At 54.1% G+C, this 25477-nt stretch carries 21 protein-coding genes; 11 read left to right on the forward strand and 10 right to left on the reverse strand.

Translation table 11 applies throughout. The features are described from left to right. The first annotated feature begins 149 nt into the window (after positions 1 to 149). Entirely contained in the window at positions 150 to 1616 is a 1467-nt protein-coding gene (guaB, locus tag CMR03_RS23610) for an IMP dehydrogenase (protein WP_063880556.1), read from the forward strand. A gap of 69 nt (positions 1617 to 1685) precedes the next feature. After that, positions 1686 to 3266 (forward strand): glutamine-hydrolyzing GMP synthase, encoded by a 1581-nt coding sequence (gene guaA / locus CMR03_RS23615; RefSeq protein WP_096012821.1) that lies wholly within the window; start codon positions 1686 to 1688, stop codon positions 3264 to 3266. 183 nt (positions 3267 to 3449) lie between these two features. Here guaA and CMR03_RS23620 read toward each other — a convergent pair whose 3' ends face one another. Continuing rightward, complete coding sequence (locus CMR03_RS23620) at positions 3450 to 4328, reverse strand: DMT family transporter (protein WP_063880554.1); 879 nt, start codon at positions 4326 to 4328, stop codon at positions 3450 to 3452. 496 nt (positions 4329 to 4824) lie between these two features. Beyond that, positions 4825 to 5844 carry an alpha/beta hydrolase gene (locus CMR03_RS23625; protein WP_096012822.1) on the reverse strand — a complete coding sequence of 340 codons (1020 nt, stop codon included), beginning with the start codon at positions 5842 to 5844 and terminating at the stop codon, positions 4825 to 4827. 362 nt (positions 5845 to 6206) lie between these two features. Here CMR03_RS23625 and CMR03_RS23630 point away from each other — a divergent pair, with 362 nt between their 5' ends. Further along, on the forward strand, positions 6207 to 8177 hold the full coding sequence (locus CMR03_RS23630; protein ID WP_096012823.1) for a tetratricopeptide repeat protein: 1971 nt from the start codon (positions 6207 to 6209) through the stop codon (positions 8175 to 8177). Between the two features lie 446 nt (positions 8178 to 8623). After that, complete coding sequence (locus CMR03_RS23640) at positions 8624 to 9397, forward strand: DUF3750 domain-containing protein (RefSeq protein ID WP_096012825.1); 774 nt, start codon at positions 8624 to 8626, stop codon at positions 9395 to 9397. A 117-nt stretch (positions 9398 to 9514) separates the two neighbouring features. On the opposite strand, the gene CMR03_RS23645 is transcribed toward CMR03_RS23640, so the two are convergent. Beyond that, entirely contained in the window at positions 9515 to 9694 is a 180-nt protein-coding gene (locus CMR03_RS23645; RefSeq protein WP_063880551.1) for a DUF2158 domain-containing protein, read from the reverse strand. Positions 9695 to 9883: 189 nt separating this feature from the next. On the opposite strand from CMR03_RS23645, the gene CMR03_RS25725 reads away from it, so the two are divergent. Together CMR03_RS25725 and CMR03_RS23655 are read left to right on the forward strand one after the other, a co-directional pair. After that, positions 9884 to 10147 (forward strand): hypothetical protein, encoded by a 264-nt coding sequence (locus CMR03_RS25725; protein WP_096012826.1) that lies wholly within the window; start codon positions 9884 to 9886, stop codon positions 10145 to 10147. 1 nt (position 10148) lies between these two features. Next, positions 10149 to 10652 carry a helix-turn-helix transcriptional regulator gene (locus CMR03_RS23655; protein WP_096012827.1) on the forward strand — a complete coding sequence of 168 codons (504 nt, stop codon included), beginning with the start codon at positions 10149 to 10151 and terminating at the stop codon, positions 10650 to 10652. Here the strand turns inward: CMR03_RS23655 and mgtE are convergent, their stop codons facing one another. From mgtE to ppk1, 5 genes are all read right to left on the reverse strand, one after another. Then, complete coding sequence (mgtE, locus tag CMR03_RS23660; protein ID WP_063880549.1) at positions 10653 to 12086, reverse strand: magnesium transporter; 1434 nt, start codon at positions 12084 to 12086, stop codon at positions 10653 to 10655. It lies immediately after the preceding gene. 124 nt (positions 12087 to 12210) lie between these two features. Then, positions 12211 to 12396, reverse strand: a complete 186-nt coding sequence (locus tag CMR03_RS25730) for a YfgG family protein (RefSeq protein ID WP_063880548.1) — start codon at positions 12394 to 12396, stop codon at positions 12211 to 12213. A 98-nt stretch (positions 12397 to 12494) separates the two neighbouring features. Next, entirely contained in the window at positions 12495 to 13133 is a 639-nt protein-coding gene (gene tehB / locus CMR03_RS23670; RefSeq protein ID WP_208625043.1) for a tellurite resistance methyltransferase TehB, read from the reverse strand. 2 nt (positions 13134 to 13135) lie between these two features. Continuing rightward, the gene (gene ppx / locus CMR03_RS23675; RefSeq protein ID WP_063880547.1) at positions 13136 to 14659 is read right to left on the reverse strand and encodes an exopolyphosphatase; all 1524 of its coding nucleotides are present in this window, start codon (positions 14657 to 14659) and stop codon (positions 13136 to 13138) included. A gap of 5 nt (positions 14660 to 14664) precedes the next feature. Then, positions 14665 to 16725 (reverse strand): polyphosphate kinase 1, encoded by a 2061-nt coding sequence (gene ppk1, locus CMR03_RS23680; protein WP_063880546.1) that lies wholly within the window; start codon positions 16723 to 16725, stop codon positions 14665 to 14667. Positions 16726 to 16879: 154 nt separating this feature from the next. Here ppk1 and CMR03_RS23685 point away from each other — a divergent pair, with 154 nt between their 5' ends. From CMR03_RS23685 to pstB, 3 genes are read left to right on the forward strand one after another with little or no spacing between them, the layout of a single operon-like run. Further along, entirely contained in the window at positions 16880 to 18976 is a 2097-nt protein-coding gene (locus CMR03_RS23685; protein ID WP_096012828.1) for an ABC transporter permease subunit, read from the forward strand. Further along, on the forward strand, positions 18973 to 20607 hold the full coding sequence (gene pstA, locus CMR03_RS23690; protein WP_096012829.1) for a phosphate ABC transporter permease PstA: 1635 nt from the start codon (positions 18973 to 18975) through the stop codon (positions 20605 to 20607). Before CMR03_RS23685 ends, pstA begins: the two co-directional genes overlap by 4 nt. Before the next feature lie 6 nt (positions 20608 to 20613). Continuing rightward, entirely contained in the window at positions 20614 to 21387 is a 774-nt protein-coding gene (gene pstB, locus CMR03_RS23695) for a phosphate ABC transporter ATP-binding protein PstB (protein WP_063880543.1), read from the forward strand. A gap of 29 nt (positions 21388 to 21416) precedes the next feature. Here the strand turns inward: pstB and purN are convergent, their stop codons facing one another. Continuing rightward, positions 21417 to 22055 carry a phosphoribosylglycinamide formyltransferase gene (gene purN, locus CMR03_RS23700; RefSeq protein ID WP_096012830.1) on the reverse strand — a complete coding sequence of 213 codons (639 nt, stop codon included), beginning with the start codon at positions 22053 to 22055 and terminating at the stop codon, positions 21417 to 21419. Then, positions 22052 to 23092, reverse strand: a complete 1041-nt coding sequence (purM, locus tag CMR03_RS23705) for a phosphoribosylformylglycinamidine cyclo-ligase (protein ID WP_096012831.1) — start codon at positions 23090 to 23092, stop codon at positions 22052 to 22054. The genes purN and purM overlap by 4 nt, the downstream gene beginning before the upstream one ends. A 229-nt stretch (positions 23093 to 23321) precedes the next feature. Between purM and upp the strand changes: the two genes are divergently transcribed. Both upp and uraA read left to right on the forward strand, forming a co-directional pair. Continuing rightward, a complete protein-coding gene (upp, locus tag CMR03_RS23710) occupies positions 23322 to 23948 on the forward strand; it encodes a uracil phosphoribosyltransferase (RefSeq protein WP_013026702.1) in 627 nt (208 codons plus the stop codon). A gap of 159 nt (positions 23949 to 24107) precedes the next feature. Then, entirely contained in the window at positions 24108 to 25403 is a 1296-nt protein-coding gene (gene uraA / locus CMR03_RS23715; protein WP_096012832.1) for a uracil permease, read from the forward strand. Positions 25404 to 25477 lie beyond the last annotated feature (74 nt).

The raw sequence follows: 25477 nt of genomic DNA on the forward strand, positions 1-25477 counted from the left end.
AAATCAGTAGGTTAATCAGTCGATACTACATTGCTGATTGTGCGGATCAAGACTTTTTATCAAATAATAGTGGAGGCAATCGATTACGGCCTGTATAATGCCGCGGCAATATTTTATCTATTCTCACGCACCCAAGGTGGAGTATTGCCATGTTAAGAATCGCTAAAGAAGCACTCACTTTTGACGACGTCCTGCTCGTTCCTGCACACTCCACCGTCCTGCCGAATACGGCCGATCTCAGCACTCAACTGACCAAAAACATTCGTCTGAACATTCCAATGCTTTCTGCTGCGATGGATACCGTGACCGAAGCGGGTCTGGCTATTGCGCTGGCGCAAGAGGGCGGTCTGGGCTTCATTCACAAAAATATGTCGATTGAGCGCCAGGCAGATGAAGTGCGTAAGGTTAAAAAGCATGAAAGCGGCGTGGTCACCGAACCGCAGACCGTGTTGCCAACCACCACGCTGGCAGAAGTCAAAGAGCTGACCGAACGTAACGGCTTTGCCGGCTATCCGGTGGTGAACGCGGACAACGAACTGGTGGGCATTATCACCGGTCGCGATGTGCGCTTCGTTACCGATCTCACCCAGCCCGTCACTGCCGTTATGACGCCGAAAGAGCGTCTGGTTACAGTGAAAGAGGGCGAAGCCCGTGATGTCGTGCTGCACAGAATGCATGAAAAGCGTGTAGAAAAAGCGCTGGTCGTGGATGACAGTTTCCACCTGCTGGGCATGATCACCGTTAAAGACTTCCAGAAAGCCGAACGTAAACCTAACGCCTGTAAAGATGCGCAGGGTCGTCTGCGCGTTGGTGCCGCCGTGGGTGCAGGTGCGGGCAATGAAGAGCGCGTGGATGCCCTGGTCGCAGCAGGGGTGGACGTACTGCTTATTGATTCGTCGCATGGCCACTCCGAAGGCGTGCTGCAACGTATTCGCGAAACCCGCGCTAAATATCCTGAGCTTGAAATCGTCGGCGGCAACGTCGCGACGGGTGCAGGTGCGCTGGCGCTGGTTGAAGCTGGCGTGAGCGCGGTCAAAGTCGGTATCGGCCCAGGCTCAATTTGTACCACTCGTATTGTTACCGGTGTGGGTGTACCTCAGATTACCGCCGTTTCTGACGCCGTTGCCGCGCTGGAAGGCACGGGCATTCCGGTTATCGCAGATGGCGGGATTCGTTTCTCTGGTGATATCGCTAAGGCGATTGCGGCGGGCGCGTCCTGTGTGATGGTGGGATCGATGCTGGCAGGTACTGAAGAATCGCCGGGTGAAATCGAACTTTACCAGGGCCGTTCTTTTAAATCCTACCGTGGAATGGGCTCGCTGGGCGCGATGTCTAAAGGATCATCGGACCGCTACTTCCAGACTGATAACGCTGCTGACAAGCTGGTGCCAGAAGGTATCGAAGGCCGCGTGGCCTATAAAGGCCGCCTGAAAGAGATCGTGCATCAGCAAATGGGCGGCCTGCGCTCCTGTATGGGCCTGACCGGCTGCCAGACCATTGATGACCTGCGCACCAAAGCCGAATTCGTGCGTATCAGCGGTGCGGGCATCAATGAAAGCCACGTGCATGATGTGACCATCACCAAAGAGTCACCAAACTACCGCATGGGTTCATAACCCCGTAAGATTTCCCGCCCGGCAACAGCCGGGCGCTTTACTTAAAGTCACCGTTCTGGAAACCCCTCAATGACGACGGAAAATATCCATAAGCACCGCATTCTGATTCTCGATTTTGGTTCTCAATATACTCAGTTGGTCGCGCGCCGCGTACGTGAGCTTGGCGTGTACTGTGAACTCTGGGCGTGGGATGTCACCGAAGCGCAGATTCGCCAGTTCAATCCAAGCGGCATCATCCTGTCTGGCGGCCCGGAAAGTACCACCGAAAACGACAGCCCGCGCGCACCTGACTATGTGTTTACTGCGGGTGTACCGGTTCTGGGTGTGTGTTACGGCATGCAAACCATGGCGATGCAGTTGGGTGGCAAGGTGGAAGGGTCCAACGAGCGCGAGTTTGGCTATGCGCAGGTTGAAGTCAACACCGCAAGCGCGCTGATTCGCGATATCGAAGATGCCATCAGCGCGGCCGGTAAACCGCTGCTGGATGTCTGGATGAGCCACGGCGATAAAGTGACTGCTATCCCTGATGGTTTTGTTACGGTCGCCAGCACAGAAACCTGTCCGTTTGCCATCATGGCTAACGAAGAGAAACGCTTCTATGGCGTGCAGTTCCACCCGGAAGTCACGCACACGCGTCAGGGACTGCGCATGCTGGAACGTTTCGTGATGGATATTTGTGAATGTGAAGCGCTCTGGACACCGGCGAAAATCATTGAGGATGCCGTCGAGCGTCTGCGTGTGCAGGTCGGCAACGACAAAGTGATCCTGGGCTTATCCGGCGGTGTGGATTCGTCAGTGACTGCCATGCTGCTGCATCGCGCCATCGGTAAAAACCTGACCTGCGTATTCGTGGATAACGGGCTGCTGCGCCTGAACGAAGCTGAGCAGGTGCTGGACATGTTCGGCGACCATTTTGGTCTGAATATTGTGCACGTTGACGGTGAAGCACGTTTCCTGAATGCCCTGGCAGGGGAAAACGATCCGGAAGCGAAGCGCAAAATCATTGGCCGCGTTTTCGTCGAAGTGTTTGACGAGCAGGCATTGCGCCTGCAGGACGTGAAGTGGCTGGCGCAGGGCACTATTTATCCTGACGTGATTGAATCCGCAGCCTCGGCTACCGGTAAAGCGCACGTGATCAAGTCGCACCACAACGTGGGTGGCCTGCCAAAAGAGATGAAGATGGGCCTGGTCGAGCCGCTGCGTGAGCTGTTTAAAGACGAAGTGCGTAAGATCGGTCTGGAGTTAGGTCTGCCTTACGATATGCTCTATCGTCATCCGTTCCCGGGGCCTGGCCTTGGCGTGCGCGTGCTGGGTGAAGTGAAGAAAGAGTATTGTGACCTGCTTCGTCGTGCAGATGCCATCTTTATTGAAGAGCTGCACAAAGCCGACCTCTACAACAAAGTCAGCCAGGCCTTTACCGTGTTTCTGCCTGTGCGTTCCGTTGGCGTGATGGGCGATGGCCGTAAATATGACTGGGTTGTTTCACTGCGTGCGGTCGAAACCATCGACTTCATGACCGCCCACTGGGCGCACCTGCCGTATGACTTCCTGGGCCGCGTATCCAACCGCATTATCAACGAAGTTAACGGCATTTCCCGGGTAGTTTATGATATTTCGGGCAAACCACCGGCGACGATTGAGTGGGAGTAATCCCGCGTCCGGCTTAGCCGACAGTAAGCAGTATAAAAACGAAGCCCGCGTTATGCGGGCTTTTTGCATTTTAGATCCCGCATTGTCTGGCCGATAGTCGCTTCGCCGGAACGGCGAGGGATATCACTGAATTTCGCCTGAAAAATGGGTTCGCGTTGAACAGTGCACGGCGCTGAAGCGAACTCAGGATCTACGCCAGGCGGCAGGCAGGAGACGTACGACGCGAAGCTCGGTGACGACAATCCCCACCAGGATTAACGCCGCCCCTGCAAGTCTTTCCGGCGGCAGACGATCGCCCGCGAGAAAATAACCAAAAATCCCACTAAACACAGGTTCGCAAATCAGTATCAGAGCGACCTTTTCCGGGGCCAGCACAGCCTGAGCACGATTCTGAATAGCGTACGCCAGGGCTGTTGCGAACAGGGCCAGTGACAGGATTGTTAATGCTGTCGGCAGCGAGTGAGGTACAGCAAACTGGTCACGGGCGACGCTCCATAACAAAGAAAGCACGCCAACGATGCCCAGTTGTATCGATGTTGAGGCCAGGGAAATGTCAGGCGTTGTGAAAGTCGACACGATGACGATGTGTACGGCGAAGCACACCGCACAACCCAGAATAAGTAAATCACCATAGTGCACCCTGAACCCGTCAAGGCTGAGCAAGCCAAGCCCAAACACGGCAATGGCAGTTCCTGCTGCCTGTTTAGCACTGGGGCGTCCTCTGCCGATAAGATAGATACACAACGGCGTGAAAACGGTGCACAAGCCTGTGATGAACCCGGCATTGGAGGGCGTTGTGTAAGCTGTGCCGGATGTCTGCAGGGAGAACGCAGCGAAAAGCACGATGCCTGCCAATACCGCACGCGCCCAGTCACGTGGCTTCAGGTGGCGAAAAGAACGGATCGAAAAGGGGAGAAGCGCAAAAGCCGCCAGGGTAAACATCCACGCGTTCAGGGTGGATGCGGCCATGACGCCCAGCGTGTCGTGCTTCGCAACGAAGCTCCAGCCCCACACCGCCGTGACGGCTAAAAGCGCGATTGACCAAAGGATGCGATATGACATAGTTGTCCCTTCGGCAGGCATTTATACCGAATGCCTGGCCCAGAATTGTATGTCAGCGGTACCCAAAGCGGCTTACGATAATTCAGTAAAAAGGTCCTGGCAATCCTTAACGCTGTTCCTGTGGCGGCTATCCGAAATCTCAACTGTTGATGAAGCGAAGTAGCGGGATAGAAGGGGTCAGTACAAGGTGCCAGCAACCGGGAATTTGATAAGGTCAGGGTTCTGTGGCTGGCGGTGGTCGGGATGAGCAATGAGCAGACGTTGATAACATTACTGCCGCGCTACAAGCCTGCTTAACGGCGGGTTTTTCCTTTCACTGGTCTCAGGCCGTTTTTTGGTGAAGGCATAAATACTTGCGTGGAGTGGATAAGGGTGATCACGCCCTGATGCCTGTCAGCATTTAAGCCAGAAAAAAATCAGCCGGTGCTATCCGGCTGATTTTATTTACCGCATGTCTGCACGAACAAAAAAATACGAATCCGCTGTCGGGCGATGTTTACTTAAGGTGTTCCTTCAGCTCTGCTGACGCCTGGCCAATCGCCGTACGCACGGTAGGCTCTTTACTCAAGGCATTCAGCAAACCAAAGTCGTGAATCATGCCGTTATAGCGGGTAACCGTCACCGGTACACCGGCGGCATCCAGCTTACGACCAAAGGCTTCACCTTCATCGCGCAGCACGTCGAGTTCGGCAGTCTGAATCAGCGTTGGCGGTAAACCTGCCAGTTGTGCCTCAGTGGCACGCAGCGGAGAAGCCAGAATGTTATTCCGATCTTTATCTGACGTTGTGTAGTTATCCCAGAACCACTTCATCATGTTTCGGGTCAGGAAATAGCCGTTGGCGAATTGCTGATAAGAAGCATCATCAAAGCGGGCATCGGTAACGGGCCACAGCATCACATCGTAACGAATCGCCGGGGTTTTATGTTGTTTGGCCTGCAGCGCGACGGCGGCCACCATGTTGCCTCCCACGCTGTTACCGACCAGCGCCAGGCGCTTACCGTCAACGCCAATTTCCGCACCGTGTTCGGCTACCCATTTTGTCGCTTCATAAGCCTGGTTAATCGCGACCGGATAATGGGCTTCCGGTGATGGCTCGTAATTCACAAATACCGCCGCAGCGCCGGATTCGTTCACAAGGTCTCGCACCAGACGTTCGTGCGTCGGGAAGTCACCCAGCACCCAGCCGCCACCGTGGAAGAACATGAATACCGGGAGCACTCCGCTGGCGTGTTCGGGTTTAACAATCGTTAGTTTGAGTGGTTTGCCCAATGCTGTGATGGTTTTTTCAGAAATCTGTGCTGGCGGCAGCGCGGCGCCTTGCTGCGCGCCTGTCAGCACTGCGCGTGCTTCTTTCGGCGTTAAGGTTTCGATGGGCTTGCCGCCGCCGCTGTTAAGGGCTTTAAGAAAGGCGGCGACACCAACGGTAGGTTCAGGCGCATTCTCCACAGGGCTGGCCCATGCTGATGTGATCTGGCTGGCTAACAATAAAGCACCTGCGGTGAGTTTCACGTTCATTTTGATTTCCTTGTGTTTGCGATTAAGTAGTGCGCTATTTAGTTTGGCTAAGATGGCAGGATTTTATCGTGTTGTAAACTATTAAATAGTGCACTACTTAATTTTTTATCTCTGATGCGATAAGAATGTGAATGACGAAAGGCAAAGGGAAGAGGCGCGGCATCGCTATTGGACGGCATTTTTTAACGATTTGCCCGTTGCTTAATCAATTTCGTGCCAGCTGTTTTTTTGAGCGCTACACTCATATCTGAGCCGCTACGCTGTCAGTCGGTAAAACCGCCTCAGGGCGCGAACACAGGCGACATGATGAAGGCTGGCAATCAGGCTGTCTGATGTCTCACTACTCAAGGATTGAATTAACCATGTTTAAGCGTCTTCTCTCTTCTCTGCGCAATAAAAACCAACCCGCCGATACCGCACCAGACGAGCCCGCCCAAGAACGGGAGATGATTGTTGCTTACGATGCTCATGGACAGGAAATGTACATTGCACGCAATGAATGGCGTGAGAAGGTCTTTTTGCCGGATCTGGAAAAGAAGTGGGATGATGCGGACGCGTTGTACACCGCGATTCTGATGGGGTTGAAAGACGCCTTTGCTTCCGATCTGGTTGCGGCAGCGGAGCGCCTGGTGGACATTGACAGCAATCCCGAGCGAAGTCATACCCTTCACGGCATCGTACTGATGAAAACCGGCCAACTGGATGCGGCAGAACAAACCCTGCGCCAGGGAATCGATAAATCAGGCGCGACAGGAACCTTACTCACCAATCTGGCGAAAGTCTTTTCCGAGCGCGGTGAGGATAAACAGGCAGATGAAACGCTCTGGCAGGCCATTCAAACGGACCCCAACCTCGACAATGGCTTACTCTGGTGGGCGAGCATCCAGCGCGAGCGGGGTGGTGATGAGGCCTATATCGAGGGCTTACGCAGCATTGCCGCGATGCCGGGAAGCTGGCGGGCACAGCTCTGGATGGCCCGTTTTTATCTGGAGCATAACGAAACCGACAAGGCTCGCGGACTTTATGACGAGGTACTGTCGGGTGGACGGTACGATTCTGACGCGCTGTATATGATCTCTGGTGACCTGGGGCGAAATGGCGAGATTCCTCTTCTGATTTCGCTGGTTGTGCCTCATTACGATGTTCAAAAGCACGATCCTATGGCCGGTATAAATTTATTGCAGGCTTATCTTGAGCAGGACCAGACGGAGCAGGGGCTCAAGCTTCTTAACCAGCTGTATGCACTCAATTTTGCCCCGATCAAGCAGCATCTTGATTATTACAGACAAGCGTTTGAAGAGAAACGTCGCCAAACGGAACCCGTTCAGCAGGTGGCGCCTGATGATGTGAAAATCACAACGTTATCTGTCACGCAGCCCATTTGGCATTACGGCTTATGCAAAGCCGACTGGCTGTTTAACCAAAAACCCGAAGAGACAGCGAAGATCGGTTTCTTTGTGTTATCAAAAATACCGGATGGATTAGCAGCCCAGGGCATACAGCGTGAAGACGAGCTTGGCCGCCTGTCGCGCGCGATTCCGCTCTATCTGGCTGAAGCCGCACATTACTGGAGTGATTATGCGGCGTGCACCTATTTTCTGATGGCGGAGGGCCATGGTCCTGTTCTCACTGGCCAACCGATGGTGGGTGAGGATATTTATGAGATCCTGCCTCCTGACATGAAGTATGTGGTGACGGGGGAAATTGGCTGCACTGGCGAGGGCGAACAGCGTCGTTGGCAGATTGCGTTGTCGCTGTGGAACTGTACCACGCGCAGTAAACAGTTGACTGAAACTGAAGAGGCAACGGATGCCGGGTTAGGCAACGTGATGCAGGAGCTGGAGCGAAAATTACTGATGCAGGCCGGCCTGAAGCGCGAACATCCACTGGATGCCTTTTATCAACGTCCTCCGGCTGACGCGTTGCCCGTCTATCTGACCGGGCTGGGGCAATCGTTAATGCTGACGTTGCTGGCTAACCAACAGGTTCCGTATTCGGAGGTCTGGAATGAGCGCGCTATGTTGGACTGGCCGCTAGATATTGCCCGTCACTGGCCATCCCTGACTGCCGCTAAAATCATGTATCTTTCCGGGTTGGGCAAAGCTTTCGATTACCACTCCGAGGCCCTGCCGGGCTACCAGACATCCAGTCTGGAATGGATGAGAATAGAGAGCAGTCAACACAGCGTGATCACAGGACTCGCGCCGCTGATGTGGAAAATATTTGGCATCGAAGGTGAGATAAACTCACGCAGCCAACCTGCCGCGCCGGAGGCGCAGCGGCGCTATGAAGCGTGGTTGCAGCGTGTAGCGGAAAAGGCGATAACAGGCTAGTTTTCAGACGGCGGGTTCAAGATAACCTATGCTGTTGTTGAAATCGCTAGGCATGAAATGCACCTGGAATCTGTTATCTGCTTCGTGCATGGGTGAAGTGCAGGCTTCGCGTGCCTTCGGGATTGGATCTGACGCCTTCCGTACTGGCCGCAAAGCAAAGGGCAGCCCAGACCGGTCGCCCGCTGAATGCGGGCGGCGAGTATCCCTGTTTACTTCCTGAGCCTTGGCGGGTTTCAGGCTGGCTGATTCTGCGTATAGCCCGCCTCTGAGCATGCTGGTGGTGACAGCCATCACGGCATTTTAACGTTGCGTGATGGCGGGCATTGCGTCAGCAGCCACTAACCAGCGGGAGTGAATATTGCGATGACATCGCAGCATAGTTAGTGAATACAAACCCTATATTTCATTGCAAAATCATCCCTTATCTTTTACCTGCAGGAACCGCGATGCTGCCTCTGAAAATCTTCAGTCTCTGTTTTCTCACCGTGATTTTGCTGTCGCTTGCGGCCAGCCTGGCGCAAGCCACTCATGGTAACAACGCTACCGGCCAGGGTGGCTGGGCGACGGCTCGCCGGGATTCGGCTGGCGTTGCGCCCGATCCTCATGCTCATGCCAGTCAGGCTATTGTTCAGGTCTATGCCGCACCGACATACGGCTGGAAAGGCGCAATCGCAGTGCATCCGTGGATTATCTTTAAACGTGCAGGTGAAACCCGCTATACACGTTACGAAGTGATTAGCTGGGGCAGTGGCGATAAAGTCAGGCGCAATTCATCCCTGCCTGATGGCTACTGGTACGGAGCAAAACCGCGGCTGCTGGTTGAGCATCGCGGCCCCGATGCGCAAAAAATGATCCCGCAAATTGAAGCCGCCATAAAATCCTATCCCTGGCCTACCACCTATCATGCCTGGCCTGGACCCAACAGTAATACCTTTATGGCGCACATCGGTCGTAACGTGCCCGCCTTGCAGCTTGACTTGCCCGCCAACGCACTGGGAAAAGACTACCGGCCATTATGGCGTCCGGTGGGGTTACCGCCTTCAGGTCGTGGGGTTCAGGTGTCGATACTCGGCGTAGCAGGCATCACCTTAGGGGCGGAAGAGGGGATTGAATTCAATCTTTTGGGGTTAAGCGCGGGAATAGGCTTTTCCCCGTTTCGGTTGCGGCTGCCCTTTATCGGTGGTTTAGGCAGCAATAACCTGCAGGAAAATAAAATCTGACGGCCGAATAGCCCGGAATAGGGCAATCAGAAAAGGTTACCCGGAAGCCAGGCTCCCGGGTAACCGAATGGCCGGTTGCCTTAACCGTTGCGGTCGGTGTGAGTCACGTCATCCCTTTTAACAGACGCCAAAATCGCCCTCTTCATGGTAGAGATTGACGCTTTCTGCGTTAACTTCAATTTCCTTTTTGCTGGCATCGTCCACGCGAGCGCACCACAGTGTTTCACCATCGGCACGCAGTACGACCATTTTGGGTCCGCCCGTTTTCGCTTGTACCAGGTCATCAGTTTTAAACATATTTCCTCCGTTGTTATCTTCGATTGTCGTCCATCACGTCAGGCTGACACTTTTTTGCGTAATCCTTTCCATTTTAGTCGCAACCTGTTTTACCTGCCGCCATACAGCCCGCATGCTGCCCCTGTACCGCACGAATGACACTTTAGTTGTCAGTTGACAACCCTCTAAAAACAAGGGATGATAGGCGCCATGGTGGACAGAAAGCGACATCCCAGCAAAGAGATTGAAGCCGCCTTATGTTACGCAGAATCACAGGGGTGGCTCGTGGTGGCTACGGGTCATCACGCATGGGGCAAAATGTACTGTCCGGCAAATCTGTCGACGTGCCGCTGTGGGGAATACTGTCTGACCTGTATCTGGCGCACCCCAAAAAATGCCCATAACCATGCCAGAGCGCTGCGGCGCGTAGTAGATAACTGTACCGTTACTGATACGTTAAAAAGAGGGAATTAATATGACGGAATATCATTTCATCTTGCGGTTTGAATTGCCTGAATCAGCGGGGTCCATTGATGCGTTACTGGAAAAACTGGCGGAGGCAGGATGCGATGATGCATTGGTCGGTGCCGGTGTGGCAGGCAAGCTGGCGCTGGAATTTACGCGCCACGCCGACTCGGCGAGCCACGCACTCAGCAGTGCGATAGCAGATGTGCAGTCTGCTATTCCTGGCGCATTGATGGTTGAAGCCGCGCCTGATTTTGTCGGCTTAACTGATGTTGCAGACCTGATTGGTGTATCACGTCAGAACATGCGCAAACTGATGCTGACGCACAGCAAACAGTTTCCGTTACCGGTACACGATGGCAAAACGGCTATCTGGCATTTAGCTGATGTGCTGGAGTGGCTGGGGCAGCGCAATCACTACCAGTTGCCCGCAGTCACCTGCGAACTGGCACAGGTGACACGTCGGCTGAATGTCATGGGATCGCTGCAGCGCTACGGTTATCAAAACCAGTAATCAATGCGGTATCAGGAAGATCGTCGCCAGGCCCAGGAAAATAAAAAAACCACCGGTATCGGTGATGGCGGTAATTAATACACTGGAGCCCACGGCGGGATCGCGTTTCATTTTGGTCATGACCAGCGGCACCATCACACCCATTATGGCTGCCAGCAGAAGATTCAGCACCATGGCCAGCATCATCACGCCGCCCAGCGCCATGTTGTCGTACATAAGCCAGGTGATACCGCCCATAATCGCGCCCCAGAACAGGCCGTTGATCAAGGCTACGCCGAGTTCGCGCATAAACAGGAACGAGAAGTTGCCCGGTTCAACCTGATGCAGCGCAAGGGCGCGAACAATCATCGTGATGGTCTGATTGCCGGTATTACCGCCAATACCGGCAATAATCGGCATTAACGTGGCAAGGGCGACAATTTGCGAGATAGTGTTTTCAAACAAGCCAATGACGCGGGATGCAACAAACGCCGTACATAAATTGATCGCCAGCCAGGCCCAGCGATTACGCACAGATTTACGCACCGGGGCGAAAACATCCTCTTCCTGGCTAATCCCGCCCATTTTACGGATATTGCTTTCGTTCTCTTTGTTGACCAGGTCGACAACGTCTTCAATGGTAATACGGCCAATAAGTTTACCCTGCGCATCGGTCACCGCCGCTGAGATCAGGTTATAACGTTCAAAGGCACTGGCCGCGTCTTCGGCTTTGTCGTCGAGCTGAAAGGTGGTGGGATGCGAATTCATCACGTCGCTCACCATGGTCTTAGGTTTGTTCAGCAGGATATCGGTTAGCAGTAGCTCGCCCAGCAGCTGATTGTTTTCATTGGTGATGAAGATTTTGTCTGTGCCATCCGGCATGCTTTTGCCTTTACGCAAAAAGCGCTGCACAGTGGCTAATGTGACGTCCTCGCGTACCGTGAGGATATTAAAGTCCATGACCCGACCCACGCGATCACGGTCAAACTGCATCACGCTCAGGATGCGTGCTCGCAGGTTCGGCTCCAGAGAGGTCAGCAGGCGTCCTGTAAGGTCGCGCGGCAGATAACGCACCAGCCAGGCCTGATCGTCAATATCCAGCGGTTCCATCGCCTGCAGGATGGCGCGATCGCTCATCTCTTCGGTCAGGCTGTCCCAGACGGTTTCTGAGGCTTCAACCAGTACGCGGCCGCGTTTTTCACCCGGAACCAGGCTCCAGAGCGCCAGTCGGGCTTCTTCAGGCAAGGCTTCAAGAATATCGGCAAGGTCAGCGGCGTGAAGCTGGCTGATGTCTTGCTGGAGTATTTCCCGATGTATCACATTTTCACGTTGCTGCTCAGGGGAAAGATGACTGGCTTTATCCAGTAATTCATCCACAAGGTCGTGCTCATTGAGCAGCAGCGTCAGAATACGATGACGAATTTCACTTAAACGTTGAGAGTGTGAGGCAGACACATTGCATCCCTTTAGTCTGAAAGCACCTGCACGAAGTGTAGCGTTTTGACTGGAAAAGGGATGTAAAAAATGGCGCAAGCAGCGGGATTGCGCGTCGTTTAATCAGGTTAATGAAACCTTTCGATTAACGACTGTCAGAAAGCGTCGTGATCACCGGCGGTGATTCAGTTTGTTTTTGCTGGTGATGCTCGAAGGCCGCAGGCAGGATAAAAACGAGGCGACTAAACAGAATGATAAAACTGATCAGTAAAACAATCCGCGTCATGCTGACGCTTTTTTTACGTCTTCGTGGAGAAAGGGCGCTGTTCACGCAGGGTAATTCCTGTAATAACCCAAACCGGGCGACAGCAATATTTAGTCACAGTCGCCCAGTGAAATCAACCGTTGTTTAAAAAAAACACAACTGTGTTAATAACTGGCTTTCTGCGCCAACAGCGTGGCAAAGCGGCAGTTAATCCGGTTGCCGTTTTCATCTTTGCGATGTAGCTGTCCCCAGTTTTCGTTGTACTTCACAATATGCCAGTTGCGGTAGTAATGACTTAACTCACCCGATTTAAAAGCAAAAGGGAAGTCAGACGGGCAGGGCGCGTCCTCGGTATTCATGGCCGCAACAATCAGGTTAAAGCCGTTTTTCACCGTACAGGCCTGCATATCGGCAATAAGCTGCGGGATCGTTCCCGGTTGTAAAAACATCATTACCACGGTGGAGAGCACCACTTGGTAGGCTCCACTAAAACGCACCTGGTTCAGATCCTGTTGGGCCGTATGAATGCCGGTCAGGCCTTCGGTGGCAATAATGTGATTCAGGCGATCCAGGCTGGCGGTATTATGGTCCCAGGCCGTGACTTCAAAACCATGTTGATTCAGGAACAGCGTGTTACGCCCGCTTCCGCATCCCAGATCAAGCGCTTTTCCGGGCGTCAACTGAGGTAAGGCTTCGACCACTTCAGAATGGGTCGGTGTTAAGCCATAGGTCTCGGCAAAATAATTATCGGTTCGTAATGTCATCGTCGTCGGTTCAGTGATGCGGGCAGTCAATGCCCGCATTGTCAGGCTTCTGCGAGAATCAGTTTCCAGCCGGTTACTTCATCCCAGTAGGTTTGCTCACGCTCAAGATCGAGTTGCACCAGGTTATTCTGATTGAAATAGCCTGCCGGGAAGGTGAGCGTCCAGTGACCGTCATCGCAGGTCAGTTTTAACGAATCCGGGCGCGTCGTGGCCTGGCGCTGGTTGTTCAGTAAGGTGCCCAGACGAAGCAGAAAGATCAGGGGTAAAAACTGCTTCTTCTTGAACAGCGTCACGCGTGGCAGCTCATCCACCTTCACCGCTTTACGGTGAAATCTGACCAGCGCCGCCAACAGCATTTGCTGATCCTGATTGAAGCCCGGCAGGTTAGTGTTCTGCAAAATATAGGCAGAATGGCGCTGTAAACCACTGTGGTTAATGGTCAGCCCGACCTCATGCAACATGGCTGCCCATTTTAACAGCGCAGCCAGCTGTGGATTCGCCAGTTTGGGATTTTGATCGCGCCACTGCAGATAAAGCTGTTCAGTCGTTTCCAGTACGCGCCGGGCCTGATCGCTGTCGATGGCATAGTGATTAGCCAGGCTCTGGGCTGTACGGCTGCGAATATCCTGATGACGGAAACGGCCTTCCATTTCATACAGCACGCCTTCCCGGAGGGCGCCATCACTCAGCGTCAGCTCACGGATGGCGAGTGCATCAAACACGCCACAGAGAATGGCTAAGCCGGGAACAAATACGCTTTTACGCTCTTCAGACAGACCCGGCAGACTCAGCGCCGCAAAGGATTTGTGCTTAATGACTTCATCGTAAAGCATGGTCAGGCGCTCGGGCGTAATCAGCTTCTCTTTCTCGCCCATGGCCAGCAGCACTTCGCAGGCCGCTTTGATGGTGCCCGATGCGCCCAGCGCATACTGCCAGCCGTGCAGACGATACTGCCACGCCAGCGTTTCCAGCTTTTGAGTGGCGGCCAGGCGAGCACGACGAAAATTCTCTACGCTGATTTCACCGCCAGGGAAATAAAGCTGGGCAAAACTGACGCAGCCCATACGACGGCTTTCCACCAGTTGCGGCTCAAAATCCTCGCCGATAACCAATTCCGTTGACCCGCCGCCGATGTCGATCACCAGCTTGCGGCCTTTTTCTGGCTGAGTATGCTCGACGCCCATAAAAATCAGACGAGCTTCTTCGTGGCCGGAAATCACCTCAATCGGATAGGGAATGACCTCTGCCGCACGCTGCAAAAAGGTTTCGGCGTTCACCGCCTGACGTAACGTATGGGTGCCCACAATCGTCACGTTGCTGGCGTTAAAGCCCTGCAGGCGTTCAGCAAACAGCGCCAGGCAGTTCAGCCCGCGTTCCATTGCCTCTTCGCTCAGGTAATTTTTGGCATCCAGACCATCGGCCAGATGGACCCGTTGCTTCAGACGCCCCAGAACCTGCAAAGCACCATCCACCACGCGGGCAATTACCATGTGGAAACTATTGGAACCAAGGTCAATTGCCGCAAACTCTTGAGGTTTCGGCGTACTTTTTTGGGAGATTGGCATAGGCGTTATTCAGGTTGTTCCAGCTTCTTAATGTAATCGTAAATGGCCATCTGCGACCGCACTTTACGACGATTGCCGCGCTGAACGTACTGGTTAGTCAGCTCTTTATCGACAACCCGGGCTTTAACGGTGTCGCTGAGCTGAATAGCAATAATGTCCAGAATGCGCTGCTTTATTTGTGGATCAAGGATCGCTACGGCAACTTCGATGCGATAATCAATGTTACGCGTCATCCAGTCAGCGGATGAAAGAAACACTTTCTTATCACCACCGTTTTCAAAAATATAAACACGGTCGTGTTCCAGGAAGCGGTCAACGATACTGATTACGCGAATATTTTCACTGATCCCGGGCAAGTCTGGAATCAATGAGCACATTCCGCGCACCAGTAAATTAACATTTACGCCCACGCTGGATGCGGTATAAAGCCTGTCTACCAGCCCTTTGTCCACCAGGTTGTTAATTTTCAGCGTAATCCCACTGGGGCGTTTTTGCTGGGCATTGGCTATCTCGTTATCGATCAAATCATACAGCATCCGACGTGAGTTTTGCGGAGAAACCATTAAATGGTCAAAGGTCACCGGACGGTAAGGGTTTTCGATAAAGTTGAACACCCGGCGCACTTCATTGGTGATACGAGCATCGGCGGTTAACAGGGAATAGTCCGTGTAGAGCCTTGCCGTTTTTTCGTTGAAGTTACCGGTGCCGATGTGGGCGTAGCGCACGATCTCTTCGCCTTCACGTCGGGAAATTAAAAACAGTTTGGCGTGAATCTTCAGGCCGGGTGCCGAGAAAATAACGTGTACACCGGCTTCAGTCAGACGTTTCGCCCAGTAAATATTGGCTTCTTCATCAAAGCGGGCCTGAAGTTCCACTACAACCGTGACTTTCTTGCCGTTATAGGCGGCGTGAATCATCGCATCCATAATGCGGGAATGTTTGGCGACGCGGTAAATATTGATTTTAATCGCCAGCACGCTCGGGTCGAATGACGCCTGACGTAACAATTCCAGCACATGCTCGAAGGTGTGATACGGATAGTAAAGCAGCACGTCGCGGTTACGGATGGCATCAAAACCGTTGCGGAAACCATCAAAGCCAATATGACGGATTTGCGGCATCGGCCGGTTAATCAGGTTGTTTTTCCCGACATTAGGGAAGCCGATAAAATCTTTAAAGTTGTGGTAACGGCCGCCCGCCAGGACGGAGTCATAATTTGAAATCGACAGTTTGTCGCACAGCAGCGCCACCATCGAGTCCGGCATGTCGCGCTGGTAAACAAACCGCACAGGTTCAGCCGTCAGACGTTGTTTCAGACTGGAGGACATCAGTTCCAGCAGGCTGGATTCCATTTCCGTTACCAGATCGTACTCCGCGTCACGCGTCATTTTCATCGAATAAGCGTTGAGCGTGTCGTAGTCATAAAACCCCTTGAAGATATCATCCAGGCAATAGCGCAGGATGTTATCTAGCAGGATCATCGGCTTACGGCGACGTGGCGGTTCAGCTGGCAGATTAATAAAGCGCGGCACCTTGTCAGAGGGGATCTCCAGCAGGGCGTACTGAATATCCTGACCGCGAATAATTTCAACGGCCAGGTACGTGTAATCGTCTTTAAGAAACTCGGTCAGGTCGGTTTCATGGGTAATCAGAATCGGCGTGATGTGCTGACGCAGTTCGTGCTTGAAATAGTGGCGCAGCCAGCTTTGCTGATTGGGGGAAAGCTGACGCTCGTTAATCAGGAAGATTTGATTGCGCGCCATCTCCAGCAGCAGGTCGTTATACAGGGCATCAAACTCCTGATCTGATTTCAGGACGCGCTGTTGAATCTTCTTTAATAAATGACGTGGCGTACTGGCAGAGCCTTGCTCTTCGCCAATCAGGATACGTCGTTTCAAATCGGCAAAACGTACCTTGTAAAATTCGTCGAGGTTGTTCGAGTAAATACCTAAGAAACGCATACGTTCAATCAGCGGATTACTTTTATCTGCCGCTTCCTGCAAAACACGTTCGTTAAAGCACAACCAGCTCATTTCTTTTTCGATATAAAGCTTTACCTGACCCATTCTCACTCCGTATGACGGTTGCAGGACTGACGACGATACAGTATCCAACTGCATTATGGCGAGAGTATGGCAAGGTTGTCCAACGGCAAAAGTTGTCTTATCAACCAGCTACGGGCAACATAGCGACTCATTTCCGCCGGATAATCAGGGCCGCATGAGCGTAAACCATATTCCTGTGCAGTTTAGCGATCGCCGACGACGTGCGATTGACCGCTTTACGCGGCGCCTCGTCACGTCTTGCGGGGTGGCTATTCTGCTACTGATGATGCTGCTGTTCTTCTGGTTGCTTTGGGTGGTCCTGCCGCTGTTCAGCGCGCCGGGCGTGCAAAGCATCAGCAGCCAACGACTGTGGGACTCTGCCCCGGCCCTGGCGATTGGCAACCAGGGAACCCTGGGCTGGCGCATCAGCAGTGATGGCAAGGCGCGATTTATTCCGCTGAATGGCCAACCGGCGGCACCGGCTTTAGCACTGTCATCCGTTCCACAGCAAATCGTGACCAGCGCAGACGACAGGACATTACTGCTTAATGCCCAGGGCAACTTAACGCTGCTGCAACCGGTGATAAGCCAGGGCGAGGGCGAGTGGCATTTTCCGCTAGGCGATAACGTGTTTCGGCTGCCGCAGGGTGGCATAAAAAAGATGGCGCTCGCCACGATAACCCCGGAACAGTGGCGCATTGCCGCCTCAGGTGACGCAGGGTTAAGCATACTGACGCTGGGCACTAACCAGCAGGCATCGCTGATTACGCTGCCTGCCCAGCAGCCCCAACATCTGTTACTGTCGCCAAAAGGTGACCTGCTGTATACCACCGAAGGTCACCTGCTGCGGGTCTGGCAAATTGATGACGGGCGAGCATGGCTGCGCGAAACGCAGACGCTGCCTCAGGTGCCTCAGCAGCTGCAGTTACTGGCTGGAGGGCAAACCCTGCTGATCCAGGATGACAGCGGCATTACCCAGTGGTTTTCCATCGCAGGTGAGCACGGTCTGCGTTTACACCCTGTGCGTACTTTTGAACACAGCGCCGGACAGGCCACGATCATCAGCGAGCCACAGCGACGGGTTTTCGCCACTTTTGATCACGCCGGCATGTTGAAAGTCTTTGCCAGTAAACAGAATGGGCCGATCCTGCAACGTCAGCTGGCCCCCGGCATTCTTCAGGCGCAATTCTCACCCCATGGCGACAGCCTGTTGCTGGAACGGCAGTCAGGCTGGGAAACGCTGAAGCTGACGAATGCCTGGCCGGATGTGACCTGGCGTAATTTCTGGCAAAAAATCTGGTATGAAAACTACCCTAAACCCGACTGGGTCTGGCAATCCACGAATGCTGGCGACAGCTATCAGGCAAAATTCAGCTTAATCCCCATGGTCGTGGGCACCCTAAAAGCGGCCAGCATGGCACTGTTGTTTGCGACACCACTGGCGCTGGCGGCTGCCATGTATACTGCGTGGTTTATGGCGCCGGGCTTGCGCCGTTGGGTTAAGCCCGCGATTGAGATGATGGGCGCACTGCCCAGCGTGGTGATCGGACTGATAGCCGGATTATGGTTAGCGCCCCATGTGGGTCAGGCGTTAATTGGCGTGCTGTTGCTGCCCGTCACACTTGCCGGTAGCCTGCTCGGGTGCGGCGTAGTGAGCCATCGTCTGCCTGAACGCTGGCGGCAGCCGGGGCGCGAGGTGCTGTTATTACTGCCTGTGCTGCTTGTTGTCACTCTGCTAACGTTGTGGCTGCCGACGCTGATCGTACCGGATGCCGGCGACTGGCTACCGCATTACGAGCAACGTAACCTGCTGGTGGCAGCGCTGGCGATGGGGTTTGCGCTGGTGCCCTTAATTTTCACCCTTGCAGAGGATGCGCTGTTTAGCGTACCGGCCTCGCTGGGACAAGGTTCACTGGCGCTGGGTGCCACGCCCTGGCAAACCCTGACGCGCGTGGTGCTGCCGGGCGCCTCGGCGGGCATCTTTGCCGCCCTGATGATTGGCTTTGGCAGGGCGGTCGGCGAAACCATGATTTTACTCATGGCGACCGGTAACACGCCGCAAAGTGAAGGCGGCTTGTTCAGCGGCCTGCGTACGCTTTCCGCCAATATCGCGATTGAGATGCCCGAAGCCGCAGTGGGCAGCGCACATTACCGGATTCTGTTCTTAAGTGCGCTATTGCTGCTGATTTTTACGATGATCATTAATACCTTTGCAGAACTCATCCGCCAGCGCCTGCGCCTGCGCTTCAGTCAGTATAAGGAGCAGGCATGAAGGTGATGCGACAAAACGACCGCTGGCGCTGGTTAACGGCCGGGGCCGTGACGGTGTGTCTGCTGGCGTTTACCTTACTGATTGGGTTGCTGGGATGGCAGGGGCTACGGACGTTTTGGCCCCACAGAGTAGAACTCTATACGTTTACGCAGCCCGACGGCAGTCAAACCCGCCTGCTGGGTGAAACCCTTGAGCGGCAGTCGAAGTATCCGGCACCCGCTGAAGGGACAGACGGCCAGCGAGCCTTTCTGCACCGCTACCTGATCAAAACCGGCAACCGCGACTGGGCCGCGCCCGATTTTCGTATTGCGCTCAGCAAAGCCGCACCGGCGGTCAGTCAGCCGGAGGATATCATGGTGTTACAGCGCCGCAGCCACGGCAATGCTTACGGCTGGCTTGTCGGCTTGCGCGAAGACAATGAGGCGCTGACGGCAAAGAACATCCATGCGCTACTGCAGCAGCGACTCGAACAGGTTCAGCTCACTGTGCGCCAGGCCAGCGAGATCCGTCGTATTGATATGGCCCAGCTGAATCAACAACTGGATCAGTTAGACGATCAGGCTGAACAGCAGCGTGAGGAAAAGCAGTTCGATTTACAGGCGCAGTCAGAATACGACGCCAACCAGGCAGCCCTGGAACGCCGGCTTATCCAGCTCAATGAAAGACTCAACAACCTGCAAGAAGAAAGCGAGCGTGACGTGTTGATTCTGCGTGACGTTAATGGCATTGAGCACAGCATCCCACTGTCGCAGATTGTGGCCGCCTGGCAGCCCAACGCCATGACGCTAACAGAAAAAACAGGGCACTTCTTACAGCAGTTGTGGCGCTTTGTCAGCGATTCACCTGCTGAAGGCGAAAGCGATTTTGGCGTTTTCCCCGCGCTGTTCGGCACGGTGCTGATGGTGCTGCTGATGTCGGTGGTGGTCATGCCGCTGGGGGTCATCGCGGCAGTCTGGCTGCATGAATATGCCGGACGTAATGCGTTGACTCGGCTGGTGCGCATTGCGGTGGTGAATCTGGCGGGCGTGCCCTCTATTGTCTATGGTGTGTTTGGTCTGGGCTTTTTTGTCTGGCTGGTGGGCGGAACGGTCGATCGGCTGTTTTACAGCAGCGCACTGCCAAATCCCACGTTCGGCACGCCAGGCTTACTTTGGGCATCGCTGACGCTGGCCTTGCTGACCCTGCCGGTGGTGATTGTGGCAACGGAAGAGGGGTTATCACGTATTCCGGATAGTCTGAGGCAGGGATCGCTGGCGCTCGGGGCGACCCAGGCCGAAACCTTGTGGAATGTGGTGTTACCGATGGCGGTTCCGGCCATGTTAACCGGGCTGATTCTGGCGGTGGCCCGCGCGGCGGGAGAAACCGCCCCCCTGATGTTGGTTGGCGTGGTAAAAATGGTACCGGAATTGCCCGTTGATGCCGTCTTCCCCTATCTGCACCTTGACAGGAAATTCATGCATCTGGGCTTTCAGATTTATGATTTAGCCTTTCAAAGCCCTAATACAGAGGCCGACCGTCCGTTGGTTTTTGCCACGGCGCTGCTGCTGGTGTTAATTATTCTGTTGCTGAACCTGTTAGCCATGGGCCTGCGTCACCGTCTGCGTGAACGCTATCGCCTGATGACTCAATAACTGACGATGACTACAATGCCCGAAACTGATATTGCGCTAACCGTTGATCATCTTTCACTCTGGTACGGTGAGCGCCAGGTGCTTCATGATATCTCCCTGCAACTGCCTAAAAACCGGATTACCGCATTAATCGGTCCCTCCGGCTGTGGCAAATCAACGCTGCTGCGGTGTTTTAACCGCATGAATGATGTGATCGACAATTGTCGTGTCGACGGGGACATTTTGCTTGAGCAGCAGTCGATTATGCGGCCCACTCAGGATCGTTCCGCGCTACGCCGTCGTGTTGGGATGGTGTTCCAGCGGCCCAATCCTTTTCCGAAGTCGGTTTACGAAAACGTGGTTTATGGGCTGCGCTTACAGGGGGTGCGCGATAAGCGGGTGCTGAACGAGGCCTGTGAACGAGCACTGCGGGCGGCGGCGTTATGGGGTGAAGTGAAAGATCAACTGGCACAGAATGCCCTGACGCTCTCCACCGGTCAGCAGCAAAGGTTAGTGATTGCGCGTGCTATCGCGATTGAGCCGGACGTGCTGTTGCTGGATGAGCCGACATCCGCCCTGGACCCGATTTCAACGCTGGTGATTGAGGAACTGATGAGCACCCTGAAACAGCACTTCACGCTGGTGCTGGTCACCCACAATATGCAGCAGGCTTCACGGGTGTCGGACTACACCGCCTTTATGCACAATGGCGCGTTGGTCGAATTTGATGACACCGACCGCATTTTCACTGCGCCGAAGGTGCGGCGAACGGAAGATTATATTACCGGGCGGTATGGCTGACAGGTGCAGGGAGCCAGGCTCCCTGTGAGTTACTCGTGTGCATAACCCTGAGGGGGCAATGGTTTACCATCCAGCCAGGCCTGACCCTCACGCATGGCCAGACGGCCTTCAACAAACCAGCTAATCACCAGTGGATAAATGGCATGTTCCTGATGTTGTACGCGCTCGGTAATGTCCGCTTCACTGTCTTCCGCAAAAACCGGCACCTTTGCCTGTAGAATCACCGGCCCACCGTCCAGCTCATCCGTCACGAAATGCACAGAGGTTCCGTGTTCAGCATCGCCGTTTTCCAGCGCCTGGCGGTGAGTATGCAGACCGGGATATTTGGGCAGAAGCGACGGGTGAATATTCAGCAGGCGGTCAGCGTAATGCGCCACAAAAGCATGGCTTAAAATGCGCATATAACCGGCCAGCACGACGACGTCCGGGGCATAAGCATCGATCTCAAGCATAAGCTGCCGATCAAAACGTTCACGATCGCTGAAATCACGGGGATTCAGCGCGGTCGCCGGAATCCCGGCGAGCGAGGCGCGGACTAAGCCGTAGGCGGAAGCGTTATTACTGAATACGGCAGCGACGCTGCCGTGAATACGCCCGTTTGCACAGGCGTCAAGGATGGACTGAAGATTGCTTCCGTTGCCGGAAATCAGCACAACCAGCTTTTTCATGACGTGATGACCACACGCTCTTCCGCTTCTGATGCGTTAATCACGCCAATTTTCCAGGCATTTTCACCAGCGGCGCGCATCAGTTCAACGGCGTTATCCGCATCGGCAGGGCTCAGTGCAATCACCATACCGACGCCACAGTTGAACGTGCGGTACATTTCATGACGGCTGACATTACCGGCCTGCTGCATCCAGCTAAACACGGCGGGCCACTGCCAGCTGTTCTCGTCAATCACGGCCTGGGTGTTATCGGGCAGCACGCGTGGGATATTTTCCCAGAAACCGCCACCGGTAAGGTGAGCGATAGCGTGAACATCGACCTGTTCGATCAGGCTCAGGATGTTCTTGACGTAGATACGGGTTGGCTCAAGCAGATGATCGGCAAGCGGTTTGCCTTCCAGCTGTTCCACCAGCGGATCGGTACCGCTGACTTCCAGAATTTTGCGCACCAGTGAATAACCATTGGAGTGCGGGCCGCTGGAACCTAATGCGATCAGGACATCGCCATCCTGCACTTTGCTGCCATCAATGATGTCTGACTTCTCAACCACGCCCACGCAAAAGCCAGCCACGTCGTAGTCTTCGCCATGATACATGCCTGGCATTTCAGCGGTTTCACCGCCCACCAGTGCACAGCCTGACTGCAGGCAACCCTCGGCGATACCGGTGATAACGGCGGAAGCGGTATCCACATCCAGTTTGCCGGTGGCGTAATAATCCAGGAAGAAGAGCGGTTCAGCGCCTTGTACCACCAGGTCGTTGACACACATCGCTACCAGGTCAATGCCGATGGCATCGTGGCGCTTGAGATCCATCGCCAGACGCAGTTTGGTACCTACGCCGTCGGTGCCGGAGACCAGCACGGGTTCACGGTATTTTTGCGGCAGCGCACAAAGCGCACCGAAACCGCCCAGTCCACCCATTACTTCCGGGCGACGCGTCTTTTTCACTACGCCTTTAATACGGTCAACCAGAGCGTTACCAGCATCAATATCAACACCGGCGTCTTTGTAACTGAGAGAGGTCTTATCGGTCACTGCGAGGTCCCCACGCGAGTTGCGGTTGGTGGTTTAATATAAAGCGCGGCAATTCTACCAGCGCAGGCAAACGTTTGCGAGTCTCAGATTGCGTCCCTGGCGATTTTCATTAATCCTTACTTTGTCCTGACAAAATGCATTTGATTGCGCAAGCACATGTGGCGCAGGGGCGAAAAGGCGGTATAATCCGGCGATTTTTTTTAGCTCAACTCACTCCGGGAGAACAACAATGAAGATCGTGGAAGTTAAACACCCGCTGGTCAAACATAAACTGGGACTGATGCGTGAGCATGATATCAGTACAAAGCGTTTCCGCGAGCTGGCCTCTGAAGTCGGCAGTCTGCTGACCTATGAAGCCACCGCCGACCTGGAAACCGAAAAGGTGACGATTGAGGGCTGGAATGGCCCGGTTCAGGTTGATCAAATCAAAGGTAAAAAAATCACCGTGGTGCCTATTCTGCGTGCCGGTCTGGGCATGATGGAAGGGGTGCTTGAACACGTTCCCAGCGCACGCATCAGCGTCGTGGGCGTTTACCGTGACGAAGAAACCCTGGAACCAGTACCTTATTTCCAGAAGCTGGTTTCAAATATTGAAGAGCGCCTGGCGTTAGTGGTTGACCCGATGCTGGCCACAGGCGGCTCGATGATCGCCACGATCGATCTGTTAAAGAAAGCGGGCTGTAGCAGCATAAAAGTGCTGGTGCTGGTCGCTGCGCCTGAAGGCATTGCCGCGCTGGAAAAAGCGCATCCGGATGTTGAGCTTTACACCGCTTCTGTGGATCAGGGACTCAACGACAAAGGCTATATCATCCCGGGTCTGGGTGATGCTGGCGATAAAATCTTTGGCACCAAGTAATGACGAAAATGCGCGGCTCCACGCATCACGGTGTTTTCAGCCTGCAGCAGCAGGCCGGGCCGCTTTTTTCTGTCGTAACAGACCATCAAATGAATTAGCCGACCACAGAGTCGGCTTTTTTTTATCTAAAAACAGACGATTAACTCAAGGGGACTTTTAATGACTCGTCGCGCTATCGGCGTTAGCGAACGGCCGCCATTACTGCAAACCATTCCGCTCAGCCTGCAACATCTGTTTGCCATGTTTGGCGCTACGGTATTAGTACCGATTCTGTTCCACATCAATCCGGCGACGGTATTGCTGTTTAACGGTATCGGCACCTTGTTGTATCTGTTTATTTGTAAAGGAAAAATCCCGGCTTATCTGGGATCGAGCTTTGCCTTTATTTCGCCTGTCTTGCTGCTGCTGCCGCTGGGCTATGAAGTGGCGCTGGGCGGTTTTATTATGTGTGGCGTGTTGTTCTGCCTGGTTGCGCTGATCGTTAAAAAAGCCGGGACAGGCTGGCTGGATGTGATGTTCCCGCCTGCGGCGATGGGTGCCATCGTAGCCGTCATTGGTCTGGAACTGGCTGGCGTAGCCGCGAATATGGCCGGACTGCTTCCTGCCGAAGGCCAGTCGCCGGACGGCACAACCGTCTTGATTTCCGTCGTCACCCTGGCCGTCACCGTGTTTGGTTCGGTCTTGTTCCGTGGTTTTATGGCCATCATTCCGATTCTGATCGGTGTGCTGGTGGGTTACGCGCTTTCCGCATTCATGGGCATCGTGGACTGGAGCGGCGTTGAACATGCGCCCTGGTTTGCCTTACCAACCTTTTATACGCCGCGCTTTGAGTGGATTGCCATGCTGACCATTCTGCCTGCTGCTCTGGTGGTTATCGCCGAGCATGTGGGCCACCTGGTGGTCACGGCGAATATCGTGAAAAGAGATCTGGTGCGCGATCCCGGGCTGCATCGTTCAATGTTCGCCAACGGCTTATCAACGGTCATTTCAGGTTTCTTTGGATCAACGCCCAACACAACCTACGGCGAAAACATCGGCGTGATGGCGATTACCCGTGTTTACAGTACCTGGGTGATTGGCGGTGCGGCCATTTTCGCCATTTTACTTTCCTGCGTGGGCAAACTGGCGGCCGCGATTCAGGCGATTCCGGTGCCCGTTATGGGCGGCGTGTCCTTGCTGCTGTATGGGGTTATCGGTGCGTCCGGTATTCGCGTATTGATTGAATCTAAAGTGGATTACAACAAGGCGCAAAACCTGATCCTGACCTCGGTTATCCTGATTATTGGCGTTAGCGGGGCGAAAGTGCATATCGGTGCTGCCGAGCTAAAAGGCATGGCGCTGGCAACACTCGTCGGCGTTGCGCTGTCCTTAATCTTTCGGGTGATTTCCGTACTGCGTCCGGAAGAAGTGATTCTGGATGCAGAAGATAACCCCGAGTCGTCATCGCGCAGCTAGACGTCAATACGCGGGCAGGGATGCCCGATTCATCTCTGGTTAAAAACTATGATAGACTTGCCCCGATTTTTGCT

It is taken from the genome of Pantoea allii, assembly GCF_002307475.1.
Classification (GTDB): Bacteria; Pseudomonadota; Gammaproteobacteria; order Enterobacterales; family Enterobacteriaceae; genus Pantoea; species Pantoea allii.